The organism is Bacillus sp. EB106-04-02-XG92, assembly GCF_058791995.1.
In genome coordinates, this window is the sequence record NZ_JBYTEA010000003.1 from 123,616 (window position 1) to 138,164 (window position 14,549).

The 14,549-nt window shown below is 35.6% G+C and carries 14 protein-coding genes and 1 pseudogene; 11 read left to right on the plus strand and 4 right to left on the minus strand.

The annotated features are described in order from the left end of the window. The first annotated feature begins 174 nt into the window (after positions 1 to 174). From AC3WVA_RS09515 to AC3WVA_RS09525, 3 genes are all read left to right on the plus strand, one after another. A complete protein-coding gene (locus AC3WVA_RS09515; RefSeq protein WP_098344796.1) occupies positions 175 to 2,541 on the plus strand; it encodes a DUF6359 domain-containing protein in 2,367 nt (788 codons plus the stop codon). 113 nt (positions 2,542 to 2,654) lie between these two features. Further along, positions 2,655 to 2,957 carry a hypothetical protein gene (locus tag AC3WVA_RS09520; RefSeq protein ID WP_429603876.1) on the plus strand — a complete coding sequence of 101 codons (303 nt, stop codon included), beginning with the start codon at positions 2,655 to 2,657 and terminating at the stop codon, positions 2,955 to 2,957. A 128-nt stretch (positions 2,958 to 3,085) separates the two neighbouring features. Beyond that, positions 3,086 to 3,385, plus strand: coding sequence for a hypothetical protein (locus tag AC3WVA_RS09525; RefSeq protein ID WP_429603877.1), 300 nt, complete (start codon positions 3,086 to 3,088; stop codon positions 3,383 to 3,385). Positions 3,386 to 3,472: 87 nt separating this feature from the next. Here AC3WVA_RS09525 and AC3WVA_RS09530 read toward each other — a convergent pair whose 3' ends face one another. After that, positions 3,473 to 4,327, minus strand: coding sequence for a hypothetical protein (locus AC3WVA_RS09530; RefSeq protein ID WP_098344794.1), 855 nt, complete (start codon positions 4,325 to 4,327; stop codon positions 3,473 to 3,475). Positions 4,328 to 4,655: 328 nt separating this feature from the next. On the opposite strand from AC3WVA_RS09530, the gene AC3WVA_RS09535 reads away from it, so the two are divergent. From AC3WVA_RS09535 to AC3WVA_RS09555, 5 genes and pseudogenes are all read left to right on the plus strand, one after another. After that, complete coding sequence (locus AC3WVA_RS09535) at positions 4,656 to 5,228, plus strand: TetR/AcrR family transcriptional regulator (protein WP_000963378.1); 573 nt, start codon at positions 4,656 to 4,658, stop codon at positions 5,226 to 5,228. A 213-nt stretch (positions 5,229 to 5,441) separates the two neighbouring features. Beyond that, positions 5,442 to 8,255: a YhgE/Pip domain-containing protein gene (locus tag AC3WVA_RS09540; protein WP_195756378.1), complete on the plus strand. Its 2,814-nt coding sequence runs from the start codon at positions 5,442 to 5,444 to the stop codon at positions 8,253 to 8,255. 101 nt (positions 8,256 to 8,356) lie between these two features. Then, positions 8,357 to 8,569 carry a hypothetical protein gene (locus tag AC3WVA_RS09545; protein ID WP_098344792.1) on the plus strand — a complete coding sequence of 71 codons (213 nt, stop codon included), beginning with the start codon at positions 8,357 to 8,359 and terminating at the stop codon, positions 8,567 to 8,569. Positions 8,570 to 8,606: 37 nt separating this feature from the next. Further along, positions 8,607 to 8,912 (plus strand): annotated as a pseudogene (locus tag AC3WVA_RS09550) (DUF2087 domain-containing protein). 71 nt (positions 8,913 to 8,983) lie between these two features. After that, positions 8,984 to 9,493: a GNAT family N-acetyltransferase gene (locus tag AC3WVA_RS09555; RefSeq protein WP_098344790.1), complete on the plus strand. Its 510-nt coding sequence runs from the start codon at positions 8,984 to 8,986 to the stop codon at positions 9,491 to 9,493. A gap of 113 nt (positions 9,494 to 9,606) precedes the next feature. Here the strand turns inward: AC3WVA_RS09555 and AC3WVA_RS09560 are convergent, their stop codons facing one another. Together AC3WVA_RS09560 and AC3WVA_RS09565 are read right to left on the minus strand one after the other, a co-directional pair. Continuing rightward, on the minus strand, positions 9,607 to 10,107 hold the full coding sequence (locus AC3WVA_RS09560) for a DinB family protein (RefSeq protein WP_098344789.1): 501 nt from the start codon (positions 10,105 to 10,107) through the stop codon (positions 9,607 to 9,609). 92 nt (positions 10,108 to 10,199) lie between these two features. Then, complete coding sequence (locus AC3WVA_RS09565) at positions 10,200 to 11,141, minus strand: helix-turn-helix transcriptional regulator (RefSeq protein WP_001082272.1); 942 nt, start codon at positions 11,139 to 11,141, stop codon at positions 10,200 to 10,202. A 197-nt stretch (positions 11,142 to 11,338) separates the two neighbouring features. On the opposite strand from AC3WVA_RS09565, the gene AC3WVA_RS09570 reads away from it, so the two are divergent. Next, positions 11,339 to 12,352 carry a LacI family DNA-binding transcriptional regulator gene (locus AC3WVA_RS09570; protein ID WP_000103726.1) on the plus strand — a complete coding sequence of 338 codons (1,014 nt, stop codon included), beginning with the start codon at positions 11,339 to 11,341 and terminating at the stop codon, positions 12,350 to 12,352. A 39-nt stretch (positions 12,353 to 12,391) separates the two neighbouring features. On the opposite strand, the gene yhfH is transcribed toward AC3WVA_RS09570, so the two are convergent. After that, a complete protein-coding gene (gene yhfH / locus AC3WVA_RS09575) occupies positions 12,392 to 12,520 on the minus strand; it encodes a protein YhfH (RefSeq protein ID WP_000567010.1) in 129 nt (42 codons plus the stop codon). Positions 12,521 to 12,700: 180 nt separating this feature from the next. Here yhfH and AC3WVA_RS09580 point away from each other — a divergent pair, with 180 nt between their 5' ends. Both AC3WVA_RS09580 and lplA read left to right on the plus strand, forming a co-directional pair. Then, positions 12,701 to 13,435 carry an MBL fold metallo-hydrolase gene (locus AC3WVA_RS09580; RefSeq protein WP_429603879.1) on the plus strand — a complete coding sequence of 245 codons (735 nt, stop codon included), beginning with the start codon at positions 12,701 to 12,703 and terminating at the stop codon, positions 13,433 to 13,435. A 9-nt stretch (positions 13,436 to 13,444) separates the two neighbouring features. Continuing rightward, a complete protein-coding gene (lplA, locus tag AC3WVA_RS09585) occupies positions 13,445 to 14,434 on the plus strand; it encodes a lipoate--protein ligase (RefSeq protein ID WP_098521052.1) in 990 nt (329 codons plus the stop codon). The last annotated feature ends 115 nt before the right edge of the window (positions 14,435 to 14,549 follow it).

The following is a 14,549-nucleotide window of genomic DNA, read 5'->3' on the forward strand; positions in this document are numbered from 1 at the left end:
TCTCTAACATTATAGAGTGTATTCATAGAAGGTGTAAAATAATTATTTTGTATTGTAGTTTGAAAGCTTGTAAATTAAATAAATTTTTTGTAAAACTTGTCGAAATATCATTCTATATAACGAATCATTTGATATGATAGAAATGCTGAGAAAATATGAAATAGGGAGAGGGAAATGACTGTGAAGAAATTGCTAAGTGTCTTTTTATCATTCATACTATTGCTTTCATTTACTGGAACTTTAGTACAAGCAGAAGAAACTACTTCTATGTCAGTAGAAAAAGCAATTCAAGTATTTAAGCAACAAGGGAAAACGAAGGGAATAGTGGAAGGATATATCGTTGGATATACGCAAAGTCCTTCTAAATACACGAAAGATCCGGCTAAGTTTGATGATACAAACGTAGCAATCGCGGATTCGCCAAATGAAACGAATCCAGACAAAATCATGCCTGTTCAGTTGCCAAAAGGCGATGTGAGAGCGGCAGTAAACGTGAAAGATCATCCTGAAAATATCGGGAAGAAAGTTAGTTTAACAGGGACGCTTGAATTATATTTTAGTAGCCCAGGTTTAAAATCGGTAACAGCTCATAAGTTTCAAGGAGAAGGACAAAACCGTGTTAGCGATGTAGTAGCTTCGCCTAGTGGCGGAGAAGTTGCGAAGGGTACAGCGGTAACATTAACGACGAATACAGAAGGAGCAACAATCTACTATACGTTAGATGGCTCTAACCCTACAAATAAAAGTGTTCGTTATAACGGACAAATTGTAGTGAATGAAAATAGTGTGATTAAAGCAATCGCAGAGAAAGAAGGGCTTACTTCTTCAGCGATTTCAACATTTTCATTTACTATCGTAAACAATGAACAGGTTCGTATTCATGATATTCAAGGAAAATCACATATTTCTCCTTACAACGGGAAGAAAGTCTACAATGTGGAAGGCGTTGTAACAGCGCTTGATAAAAATGGTTTTTATATAGAAGATAATCAGCCAGATAATGATCCAGCTACTTCAGAAGGTATGTATGTGTACAAAAAGGATGCGAATGTAGCAGTAGGAGATCTTATTCAAGTTGATGGAGTAGTAGAAGAATATGTTGGACCTGGATATGCAGAAAGGTTTGACACAGACTTAACGACGACTGAAATTAAAGCGAGCCGCGTTGCTGTAATCGCAAACGATCAGACTTTACCAGCACCGATTGTCCTTGGAGAAAACGGTGTGAAAATTCCTGATCAAATTATTGATAATGATGCATTCGGTTTATTTGATCCAAACGAAGATGCAATCGACTTTTATGAAAGTATAGAAGGTATGCGCGTTACGATGCCAACGCCAAAAATTATTGCGCCTCAGAAAAACGGGAATTTATATGTAACAGTGAAAAATGGCGGAGATAAAGTCGTAACGAAATATGGCACACCTGTATTAGATGAAAATCAATTAAACCCAGAACGTCTTTCTGTCAAAGTGCCTCGTGATTATGTAGCAAAAGTAGGAGATACTTTCACTGGAGATATAACAGGGGTAGTCGGATATGATTACGGTTCGTTCCGTATTTCGCCAATAACGGAATTACCATCTGTAGTAGACGGTGGATTTAAGCAAGTAGGCGCAAATATTCAGCCTCGTCTTGATAAGTTAACAGTTGCTACATATAACATTGAAAACTTCTCGGCGAATAAAAAAGAAACAACAGATGAAAAAGTAAAAGCGTTAGCGTATTCTATTAAATACAATTTAAAAATGCCAGATATTATCGGTGTAGAGGAAATGCAAGATAACAATGGATCAATTAATGATGGTACAACAGATGCTTTATTAAGCGCAAAACGTATCATTGATGCAGTGCTAGAAATTCGCGGGCCAAAGTACGAGTATGTAGAAATTGCGCCGCATAATAATCTAGACGGAGGAGCACCAGGAGCGAATATTCGCGTCGGTTTCTTCTACAACCCATCACGCGTGAAATTAGTAGCAGTACCGAAGTTACTTGATAAAAATGTCGTTCGCATTGGAGACGAAAACCCATTATTTGAAAGTACACGTAAACCACTTGCGGCAGAATTTACATTCCAAGGACAAAACGTTGTTGTCGTTGCAAATCACTTAAACTCAAAAATAGGAGATGCAACGCCATTTGGAAAAGTGCAGCCGCTCGTATTAAAGAGTGAAGAAAAACGAGTTCAATTAGCACAAGAAGTAAACAATTTCGTACAAGGTATTCAGAAAAAGAATACGAATGCACCAGTTGTTGTGTTAGGGGATATGAACGATTTTGAGTTCGCTAAACCATTAAAAACATTAGAAGGAACAATCTTAAAAAATATGTTAAACACAGTGCCGAAAGAGAACCGCTACACGTACATTCATGAAGGAAATGCACAAGTGTTAGATCATATTTTAGTAACAAACAACATCGCACCATACACAATTGTAGATCCAGTACACTTAAACTCAAACATTATGAAAGAGCATGGACGTGTAAGTGACCACGACCCAGTACTTGCTCAAATTGATTTGAAGAAAGCTTCTTAAATAGTTGTAAAAAACGCTTAGAAATATACTAAGCGTTTTTTACATTATTAGGGATTTTTTATGGTAAAATAGATTGAATATTCACTTTTTTTCACACTGGGAGGTGTAGACATATGGTAGCCCAACTAAATGGGAAATTTATGAATCAACTAGCGATTTTTTTTAGCATGCTTATAATAATTAAGTTTCTAGTTGATGTAACAGGTCTTACGCAATCGCTAGGTATGTATTATTCAGGCATGCTAAGCAACAACATCGCTTATACAGTATTCGGTCTATCAGTGATTTTTACTATATTGGGCATTAAAAAGGAATTAAGTAAATATGCAATTATTTCACTATGCTTGGCGATAGGGATTCAAATTTTATATGCAGTAGTTTTTGTTGTTTTATGGATGTTGGCAGGGACACCGTAAATTTTATAAATAGAAAAGCCTGCATTTACTAAGGTTTTTCTATTTTTTATTAAGTAAAATTATATCCAATCTATTTTATAAAATTCATGGCAAAACCAATCGAATATTTCGTCTTTAGGGAGGCGACGATGCAAGTACAAACAAATGGAAAATTAATAAATCAGCTTGCAATTTTTTTTAGTACGATCGTCATGCTACAATTTGTAGCTGATGTAACAGGAATTACTCAAAGTTTAGACGTTACATATAACTTAATACATACAGCCTTGTCCTATGTAACGTTTAGTTTGGCAGTCATTTTTACTTTAATAGGTGCAAGGAGAGAATTAAGTAAATATGCAATTATTTCATTATGTTTAGTTGTAGGTATTAAAGCGGTTTACTTTGCGGTAGTCGTTATTTTATGGGGATTGGCAGGTACGCCGTAAAGGGGAGGGTGATTATATGAGTAATAATAATAGGAGCGTAATCCCCTAAACTAACTTAGGGAATTACGCTCTTATTCGTTCAATCATTTAGTCTGAAATTGCTTGAAACGATTTCCTACACCGTTCTCTTTTTTGCAGTCTTCTTCTATATTTTTTTCTATCCCGCTTTACTCCCTGTATATACAGAAGTAAGCTAACGAAAAGGAAGAAAGCACATTGCATCAATAAAATATATGGTGACATGCCTTGCAATGGTTGTTTCGGATCATATAAATGAATAGGGGCTCCGCCTATTGAAGGAAGTATTGTATTTAGCAGGACGTACGGAATGGAGGCAACTGCAAATGGAAAGAGAATCGCCATATAGTCTTTTTGTGACCATACAGATGCAGCAAGTCCTAAAAGGGCCATTAAACCTGCAAATAAAAAATTAATTCCGATATATACAGTAATGTAAGTGAGAGGCGCATCTAAATATAGGTTTGCGAACATTCCATCATCATTTATGATGCCTGAACCAGCCGTAGGTGTTCCGTCTGGAATAGTTAATTTGCAAAATAATAACGATAAAATGAATGGAAGCGTATAAAGAAATCCTCCGCAAAAAAACGTAACGATATATTTCGCTACTGAATAAGGAAATATAGAAATCCCCTTACTCACAAATGGTTTAAAACCATCTGACTTATCCGAATTGTAACTTGTACTAAAGGGGAAACTTGCAATAACTGGCATTAATAATAAATAAACATCCATTTCATTGTCGCGAAATCCAATCCATTTTAAATCTGTTGATATAGGGCCATTCGCTGCGTCTCCTAAATAACGAATGACATAATAATAGTGATAAATACAAATAAGAACGAATCCACTAAGCATCATAATTAAAGAAATACGACTACAAAAAGCTTGCTTTATATTTAAACGAAGCGCACGCATCATGACTGAAAAAGCCTCCACTATTTTGATAAACTTGTCTATTTTCTATATTACTATTAAATGTAAAGATTTTCTTGGTTTTTTTTATTTGATTATTTGAAAAAAGGGAAATTTGTTGTCGTTAAGTAAGGTTTAATTGTACATCTTAAGAACATCTTTTCTTTTTTGCTTTTCTTCTGATACACTATGACAGTATTATATAACTTGACTGGAATTTTTTTTTACTGGAAATAATAAAAAAGAGAACTTGTATACAATGTAAGCGTGTGGTAATATCAAAGATGTACTAATTGACTATATTATCCAATTGGTCATTTTTGGAGGTGACGATGTGGCAATAGATCGAAAACGTTCTATTATTGAAGCTGCAACAAAGTCTTTTTCAGCGTTCGGTTATAAAGCGACAACGATGGATCAAGTAGCGAAATTAGCGAATGTAGGAAAAGGAACGATTTATACTTTTTTCAAAAATAAAGAAGAGCTATTTGGTGAAATTATTTCTAATTTAATTACAGAAATGAAGCAAGTTGCAGAAAATGCAATTCGTTCAGATGTTTCATTTTTTGAAAATGTACATAGAGCATTATATAGCATATTAGAATTCAGAAAAGAACATCAGCTCATGATTAAATTAATTCAAGAAGAGCGCGATATGGGAACGAAAGAAGTACAAGAAGTGATGCAACAAGTAGATGTGGAAATCGTTTCTGTCATTCAATCGTATTTAAAGATTGCGATTGAAAAAGGTGAAATTAGCAAATGTGATCCAGAAATTACAGCATTTATTATGCTTCGCTTATACGTATCGCTTATTTTTGATTGGGAAAAAAATCATGAACCGCTAGAAAAAGAGAAAATCGCAGAATTATTTGAACTTTATTTATTAAAAGGATTGTCAAACTAAGATAATCCTTTTATTATTATAAAAAGTGACCAATTGAACAAAGTGGTCATACATTTATTTTAGGAGGGATAATAGAAATATTCATTTCATAGTAAGGAACAGTTGCATAGTATAAATTCAGGGATAAGGCATATGTATGAATAGGTATAGCCTTTTTATTTGGGAGCAAATGACCATATGAACAATTTGGTCATTCAGAAAGGGGTAGAAATGATGAAATGGAATCAGTTACTTCGTAAAGAGTTTACTGAAATTATAAAAAGCAAAAAAATATTAATTCCGATTATCGCGGTTTTATTCGTACCAATTTTATATGCAGGTATGTTTTTATGGGCCTTTTGGGATCCGTATAAACAGTTAGATGATTTACCAGTGGCGGTAGTCAATTTAGATAAAGGTGCAGTATTTGATGGGAAACCAATTGAGGTCGGAAAAGGGCTTGTTGATAATTTAAAAGATAATACAAGTTTTAAATGGGAATTTGTAAGTGAAAAAGAAGCGAAAAAAGGAATGGAAGGCAGAAAGTATTACATGTTAGTACGCATTCCAGATGACTTCTCAAGTAACGCTACAACATTATTAAAAGATGAACCAAAACCATTAAACTTAGAATATATTCCAAACGAAAGCTTAAACTTCTTATCTTCACAAATTGGTGGAACAGCCATTGAAAAAATTAAAGGTGAAGTATCAAGTACGTTAACGAAAACATATGCAGAGAAAATGTTTGATTCCATTCAAGACGTCTCAAAAGGATTAGCAGATGGGGCGGAAGGAGCGAATAAACTACACGACGGATCAAGTGAGCTGCATGATGGTTCAAGTAAAGTGACGGATGGCCTTCATACACTTCAAGGGAAGTCTGGGGAGATGAAGGATGGTGTAGGGAAATTAGCAGATGGATCTAATAAATTAGTAGATGGGTCAGGCAAAGTAACAAATGGTTTAAATACGCTAAATAGCAAAACCGGTGAAATGCAGATAGGTATCGGGAAATTAGTAGACGGATCTGGAAAAGTAACGAACGGTTTAAATACGTTAAATAGTAAAACCGGTGAGATGCAGATAGGTATCGGAAAATTAATAGATGGCTCTGGAAAAGTAACAGATGGTTTAAATACGTTAAATAGCAAAACGGGTGAAATGCAAAAAGGAATTGGTGAATTACATGATGGATCTGAGAAAGTGACCGGTGGTTTGAACACATTAGTAAGTAAATCCGGTCAATTACAAACAGGAACAACTGATCTATCAAATGGCATGGAACAACTGGTTGGGGGACAAAGACAATTAGAGGAAGCCTCTCAAAAAATTGAAAAAGGTTTACAAGATTTAAATAGTAAAGTGAAAAGTTCTGCTGAAGCTTTAGAGAAAATGCAGTCAAAAGGCCCTTCTATATTGAATACAGTAAATGAGAAAATAGATGGAGCTGGGACGAATGTAAATCAGTTAAATGAACTTACGCAATCAACAGCAGGAGATGCAAAAAATGCAGCGCAAGATGTAGCGAATTTACAAAAGCAAATTGAAAATTTACCGAAAGAATATCAAGAGCAGTTACAACCATTCGTAACAAGTGCTGTAAAAAGTACAGCGACAGTTCAGCAGAAAGCTATTGGAGTGGCAGGTGGAACAAATAAATTAAATGAAGAAGTAAAACAATTAAAAGGTGAAATAAATCAAAAAACAGGTGATGGGCAAAGCAAACTACCGAATCCAGCAGAATTAAAATCTTTAACTGTTGGTATTGATCAATTATCCAGTGCACAAAAAGGGTTTGTTGAAAAATTTCAAGGGTTTGGTGCGAAGTTAAATACTGCTAAAGAAGGCGCAAATAAATTTAAAAACGAATCTGGTCAACTAATTGATGCCATAAATCAATTAGCAGATGGCTCTGGAAAAGTAACAGGTGGTTTAGGTGCATTATCTGCAGGGGCAAATCAAATGGCAGGTGGTGTAAATCAATTAGCAAATGGCTCAAGCCAAGTAACAGGTGGTTTAGGAACATTATCTGCAGGAGCAAACCAAATGGCAGGTGGCGTAAATCAATTAGCAAATGGCTCAAGCCAAGTAACAGGTGGTTTAGGAACATTATCTGTAGGAGCAAACCAAATGGCAGGTGGCGTAAATCAATTAGCAGATGGCTCAAATCAAGTAACAACGGGCCTAGGTACTCTAAATGGTGGCCTAAATAAAATGTCAACTGGCTCAACCCAGCTAATCGAAGGCGTAAATAAACTAGCAGACGGATCAGGAAAAGTAACAGATGGCCTCGTAAAAGTAAACGATGGTTCCGGTGAACTTGCTGAGAAACTTGGCGAAGGAGCAGAGAAAACTGGTGAAGTGAAAGGAACAGATAAAACGTACGATATGTTTGCAAGTCCTGTAAAAGTGAAGACAGAGAAAATGGCGGAAGTTCCTAACTATGGAACAGGATTTACACCGTACTTCTTATCACTCGGTTTATTTGTTGGGGCATTACTATTATCAATCGTATATCCATTACGTGATACAGTTGGCGTTCCGAAATCAGGATTTAGTTGGTTTATTAGTAAGTTCGGCGTGTTACTATCAGTCGGTATTATTCAAGCGATAGTAGCAGATGTGATATTGCTATTCGGATTAGGTGTAGAAGTACAAAGTATTCCGTATTTCATACTCTTTAGCATCGTTACAAGTTTAGCGTTTATCGCATTAATTCAATGTTTAGTAACAGCATTTGGTGATGCAGGGCGTTTCATCGCCATCATCACATTAATTATTCAGCTTACAACAAGTGCTGGAACATTCCCATTAGAATTGATTCCGAAGTTTTTACAGCCATTCAATGCTTGGTTGCCGATGACATACTCTGTATCTGGATTGAAGGCAGTCGTATCAAGCGGAGACTTTAACTTCATGTGGCAAAACATAGGGATACTCATGATTTTCATCGTTGCATTATCACTTGGAACAATCGTTTCATTAACTTGGATGCACAAACGACAATTTAGAAATATTGCTGAAAATCAATCAGTTGAAGCGTAGAAAAAAGCACCTTTTCGGTGCTTTTTTATTTTAATGTGAGGCTAAACAAAAAGACAGGAATTGCAGCCATTTGAACAGAAGTATAGTACATAGGAGTTGATATGATGAAAGGAAATCTTACTTACTATTTGATCTTAAATCCGCTAATCATCTTTCTTGTTTACGCCCTTTCACCTATCTTGTTTCATAAAGAAAAATATATAAATATGAAAGATGCACTAGGAATACTTGCAGTTTACTATGTGCTAATTAGCGGGTATTACCTTATGGATGTTATAAGTAAAAGAATGAAGAAAAATAGTAAGGACAAATAAAAAATCAGTACATAAAAAAACGGTGGAGGACAACAAAATGACCGAAAATGAAATGAAATTCAGAGATACGACGATTCGTAACTTTTTCGATAAAGAGGATCGCCTAAAATCGATTCCAGGTCAAAAGAAGAAAAAACTAGTATTGTTAGAGCATTTAATTAGCAAATTAAATGCTGAAAATTAATATACGGAAAAAGAAATGAATACATTCATAAAACAGTATCACGATGATTTTTGTACGATTAGACGCGAGTTTATTGTACACGGATTTATGGATCGAGAGGATAATATGTACCATATAAACGGGAGAGAAGTGTGGACGAAGTGGGAGGAGTTAAAATAATGAATTAGAGGGGAATCCTTACGTTATCTATCCTTCTTTGTAGTTTTTAGAAAAAGGTATGAGGTGATTCAGTGATACGATTAGCAAAAGAGATTGATGCAGAATCCATTATGAATATTAGAAAAGAAATTATATTATCGGAAACTACTACAAAGTTTTTTATAGTATCTCCAAATAATGTACCAAATGATATGAATGCAGAAAGAGAAAAGATAAGGAAAAGTAATGAGAAAGGTAATCTTTACATAGTTTATGAAGTGGATAAAAAAGTGGTTGGCTTTTTAATTTTCAATCGATATGAATTAGAACGCTTAAGACATGCAGGCACAATGGGAATGGGAATTAAAGAGGCGTACTGTAATCAAGGTATTGGTACAAAACTAATTGAATTCCTTATTAGCTGGGCTAAAGGGCAGGAAGGTTTAGAGAAAATTTGTTTAGGTGTAGTTTCTATTAATGATAGGGCGATTAGAGTATACAAACGTATGGGATTTGTAGAAGAAGGAAGACAAAGAAAGCAAATAAAGTATGAAGATGGATCATATGGAGATGATGTATTGATGGGGTTTTATATTAAATGAAATCAAGGAGTTTTCTATTGATAGAAAGTGGGATTTTATGAGTAATTGTATAGTCGGTGCATATTTTAGTAAAAAGACTGCCAATATTGGCAGTCTTTTTTTAGCGGAGGCGCTTAGCAAACCTTAAGTTCCAATCGTTCTTTCTGACGAAGATGATGTGCAAAATGCATAGAAATAAGCTGGAACCATTCTGCTGCATGTAAGTAACCAAGCCCAGGGTGCTTTACTTTACAATCACTTGGAATAGAAGAAAGTGTTGGCTCAATGTCTTTAACAGCTGTAATTAATTCTAGAATACGTTTTTGTATTTCTTCTTTATTAGAGGGATTTTCAGGTGTATATCCAGGATGATTTGGTACTTTGATTTGTATATTTGGAAAAGCACCAAGTTCATATACTTTTTCACCCATATCCGTTTTCTTGTTTGTTGCTGATGGTGTTTCAGTTTTACATTTCGCAATGGCATCTAACTGCATATATGTAGAGGCAATTAAATGATTATACATTTGACCAAGAGACCATTCTTCGCTAGACGGCTTCGTCCTAAATTGTTCTATAGAGTACTTTTCTAATTCCTCTATGTAGTACGTTGCTAACTCTTCAAATTTCTTCATATCACTAACTCCTTTTTATGAAAATGTATTTGTTACTACCTACTATAAAGAAGTAATGCTGACAACATTATGTCAGTAGTGAAATGCAAAAATTAAAGTTGTAACATTTTCTTTGCTTCATCACGGATTTTTTCAGATAGAACGTTTGGCTCAAGTACTTGCACTTGGCTTCCCCAGCTCAATACCCATTGAAACACTTCATCTATGTTTCTTGATTTCAAAAAGACGTGAAAACCATCATTTCTATGTTCGTATGAATCTATAAAGAAGTATCGTGATTCAATAATTTTATGTGCAATATGGGATGGGAATAATAAATGAATCATCACAGTACGGTTGCTTTCAGGCTGATATTCTTGCAAAGAAAAGTCTTCGGGTTTTATAAAGAATTCTTGTTCTTGTTGTAGTCCATCCATTCGATCTAAACGGAAATTACGTATTTGTTTTCGAAGTAAACAATGGGCAACGATGTACCAAATTCCTGAAATATTGACTAAGCCGTAAGGATGAACGGTCCGTTTTATTTTTGTAGTTTCTCTCGGTTTCAGATAAGAAAAAGAGATAGCCTGTTCTTTTTGAATAGCTTCTTGCAATAGGAGAATTTGATTTTCCAGCTTTTCTTGTTCAGATTGCTGATGTGAAAATATAGGAGAAAGGAAACGAAAAGTTCCTCGTAATTCCTGGGCTTTCTTTTGTTGGTCAGCAGGGAGAACAATTTCAAGTTTCTCTTTTGCTGATCGTGCATGTACAGAAAAAGAAGAAGTGAAAGTTTTCTCGATATAATCACCGCCTAATAAAAGAGTAACAGCCTCTTCAGGCGTAAGTTGAATGGGTGGTAAGAAATAACCATCCATTAATGAGTAGCCGTGGCCGGGCATGGCGAAAAGTGGGACGCCAGATTCACTAAGTGCATCCATGTCTCGATAAATCGTTCTTATACTTGTCTCAAATTTTTCCGCTAAGCTTTGTGCTGTAACAGTTTGTCTTCTTTGTAATTCAATTAATATAGCTAATAAACGATCCGTCCGATTCATGAAATATCTCCTTTTATTTTTAATAAATATGCCTTCTGTAAACTTCTAAAACTAATATAAATTTCCTTCCCATTAACATACTTTTCCCTATGTATAATATTAATATAGTAAAATCATAACAACCCATGTTGCAGTTTCCAATAATATACTATATAATCAGTTTAAGAAAACGTTTTCATGCAAAGGGGGAGAATTTCGTGTCGACTATAGAGGACGTGGCGAAATTAGCGGGGTTATCAAGGACAACGGTTTCTAGGGTGATTAATAATCATCCATATGTTTCAGATGAGAAGAAAAAAAGGGTTCAATTAGCAATGAAGCATTTAGGCTTCGTTCCTAATTCTGCGGCGAGAAGGCTTCGTAAACAAAAGACGGAAACAATTGCGGTGCTAGTTCCAAGGATTACAAATCCTTTCTTCAGTAGATTTATCGAAGCAATCGAGATTGCTGCTTCTGAACATAAATATAAACTGATTATTTGTCAAACAAGATATTTACCGGAAAAAGAGATGGAGTATTTACAATTATTATCTACGAAACAAGTAGATGGGATTATTCTATGTTCACTAGAAAATCCGTGGGAAGATGTAGAGCCATACTTACAGCACGGTCCAATCGTGTTATGTAATGAATATATTGAAGAAGCAAATGTTCCGACAGTGAAGTTTGATCATGCGCAAGGAGCATACATAGCTGCTAAGCATGTGTTAGAACAAGGATATCGTAATCTTATTTTTTGCCGTGGAAACGAAACCAAAGTTGTTAGTCAACAGCGAAAAATGGGCTTTTTACGTGCCATAACGGAGAAGAGCCGCCAAGTAGAAGCGATCGATTTTCTTGAAAACGCTTTCTCTTGGGAGGACGGAAAGCGCATATTCCATGAAGTATTAAAGGACAAAAAAAATCCTACCGCGATTTTGGCAGGAGGCGATGAAGTAGCAGCTGGAATTATTTCAGAGGCGAAACGCCATGACTGGAGCATTCCAGATGATCTCGCTGTTATCGGTTTTGATAATCAAATTTTATCACAGATTACAGAGCCAGGTATTACGACAATTGAACAGCCAATCGATGAGATGGCCCGAAAAGTTGTCGACCTGATGATGGATAAAATCCATACGAAAAATTATCGAAAAAAAGAATTGTATGAGTTTGAACTGGAGCTCTTGGTGAAAGGTTCAACGATGAAGGATACGATGTTATTAGCCTAGTAGACTATGTCTGCTAGGTTTTTTTCTGTTCACAAACTACTATTCTTCGTGAACGCAATCGTCACATTTGTTATGGTATGCTTCGTGCTGCTCATCAATTTCTTTCCCGCAATGTGCACAAGTTTTCGTCGGTAAATTTCTGAAGAACTCCATTGGTTGATCGATCATGTCAATCCCTCCATTTCCATTTCTTACTATCATTGTATTAGTACAAAAAATAAAAGTCAACAACTGTTTTATAACAAAATTGAAAATTAATGAAAAAGTTTAGGAAATGGATTATAGTTAACAATGTAGAATGTAAGTGAAACATGCATTCCTACTCGGTTTTAGAAAGGATGGATACATATGAAAATGACTGTTGTCGGCTTTTGGGGCGGCTTTCCAGAAGCGGGAGAAGCAACGTCGGGGTATTTGTTTGAACACGATGGTTTTCGTTTACTTGTAGACTGTGGTAGTGGTGTACTAGCACAGCTTCAAAAATATATAACACCATCTGATATAGATGCAGTTGTACTTTCGCACTATCATCACGATCATGTTGCAGACATTGGGGTATTGCAATATGCGAGATTAATTACGAGTGCGACAAAAGGGCAACTACCGGAATTACCAATATACGGTCATACGTTTGACGAGAATGGATTCCATTCTTTAACGCATGAACCGCATACGAAAGGAATCGCGTACAATCCAGAAGAAACACTTCAAGTTGGACCGTTCTCGATTTCATTCTTAAAAACTGTTCATCCTGTTACATGCTTTGCGATGCGTATTACAGCTGGTAGTGACGCTGTAGTATATAGCGCGGATTCCAGTTATATTCCTGAATTTATTCCATTCACAAAAGATGCTGATCTTTTCATTTGTGAGTGTAATATGTATGCACATCAAGAAGCGGCAAAAGCAGGGCATATGAATAGTACAGAAGTGGCAAGTATTGCGAAGGATGCAAATGTAAAAGAACTTCTATTAACGCACTTACCGCATACAGGCAACCAATCTGATTTAGTAACAGAAGCAAAACAAATTTTCAGTGGCCATATTTCGCTAGCGCATAGTGGCTACGTATGGAACTCATGAGGTGATACGATGTTATTTATTGATAATAAAGGGATTACAGATCCTAGAATAAACTTAGCAATCGAAGAATATTGTGTGAAGAATTTAGATATTAACGAAACATATTTACTGTTCTACATTAATGAACCTTCGATTATCATTGGTAAAAACCAAAACACAGTAGAAGAAATTAATGCGGATTACGTAAAAGAAAAAGGGATTCATGTCGTTCGTCGTCTATCAGGCGGAGGCGCAGTATATCACGATTTAGGAAACTTAAACTTCAGCTTTATTACGAAAGATGATGGAGACAGTTTCAGCAATTTCAAAAAATTCACAGAGCCTGTAACGAAAGCACTTGGTAAATTAGGTGTAAATGCAGAACTAAGTGGTCGTAACGACATTTTAGCTGAAGGCAGAAAAATTTCAGGTAATGCGCAGTTCTCAACGAAAGGTCGTATGTTCAGTCACGGTACGTTACTATTTGACTCTGAAATCGATCACGTCGTATCAGCGTTAAAAGTAAAAATGGATAAAATTCAATCAAAAGGTATTAAATCAATCCGTAGCCGCGTTGCGAACATTACAGAGTTCCTAAACGAAAAAATGACGACAGAAGAGTTTAGACAACTTCTTCTAGAAACAATTTTCGAAGGAGAAACAGAAATTCCAACGTACGAATTAACAGAAGAGGATTGGAAAGCAATTCATAAACTTTCTGAAGAGCGCTACCAAAATTGGGACTGGAACTACGGAAAATCTCCGAAGTTCAACTTACAACATTCACACCGCTTCCCAGTTGGACAAGTTGACGTTCGTCTTGAAGTGAAAAAAGGGACAGTAACAGAATGTAAAATTTACGGTGATTTCTTCGGTTCATTAGATGTGCATGACATTGAAGAGCGTCTAACAGGTGTACAATTTGATAAAGATGCATTCACTGCAGCTTTAGAAGGCGTAGATATTAAACGCTACTTCGGCAATATTACAACAGAAGATTTCTTACATTTATTCTTCTAAAAATAAGGGAGGCTGCCGTAATGGACAGCCTCTTTTTTTGCGTAAATTATCGCGTTTTGTCGGTAAGTCGATATATTAGAAAAATCGCTGATATATTTCGAGTTGCGGTCGATAT

Bases quoted from the DNA above. Each gene is read 5' to 3' on its own strand.
- AC3WVA_RS09515 (WP_098344796.1), top strand. From the start codon at position 175: ATGACTGTGAAGAAATTGCTAAGTGTCTTTTTATCATTCATACTATTG.
- AC3WVA_RS09520 (WP_429603876.1), top strand. From the start codon at position 2,655: ATGGTAGCCCAACTAAATGGGAAATTTATGAATCAACTAGCGATTTTT.
- AC3WVA_RS09525 (WP_429603877.1), top strand. From the start codon at position 3,086: ATGCAAGTACAAACAAATGGAAAATTAATAAATCAGCTTGCAATTTTT.
- AC3WVA_RS09530 (WP_098344794.1), bottom strand. From the start codon at position 4,327: ATGATGCGTGCGCTTCGTTTAAATATAAAGCAAGCTTTTTGTAGTCGT.
- AC3WVA_RS09540 (WP_195756378.1), top strand. From the start codon at position 5,442: ATGAAATGGAATCAGTTACTTCGTAAAGAGTTTACTGAAATTATAAAA.
- AC3WVA_RS09545 (WP_098344792.1), top strand. From the start codon at position 8,357: ATGATGAAAGGAAATCTTACTTACTATTTGATCTTAAATCCGCTAATC.
- AC3WVA_RS09560 (WP_098344789.1), bottom strand. From the start codon at position 10,107: ATGAAGAAATTTGAAGAGTTAGCAACGTACTACATAGAGGAATTAGAA.
- AC3WVA_RS09565 (WP_001082272.1), bottom strand. From the start codon at position 11,141: ATGAATCGGACGGATCGTTTATTAGCTATATTAATTGAATTACAAAGA.
- yhfH (WP_000567010.1), bottom strand. From the start codon at position 12,520: ATGATCGATCAACCAATGGAGTTCTTCAGAAATTTACCGACGAAAACT.
- AC3WVA_RS09580 (WP_429603879.1), top strand. From the start codon at position 12,701: ATGAAAATGACTGTTGTCGGCTTTTGGGGCGGCTTTCCAGAAGCGGGA.
- lplA (WP_098521052.1), top strand. From the start codon at position 13,445: ATGTTATTTATTGATAATAAAGGGATTACAGATCCTAGAATAAACTTA.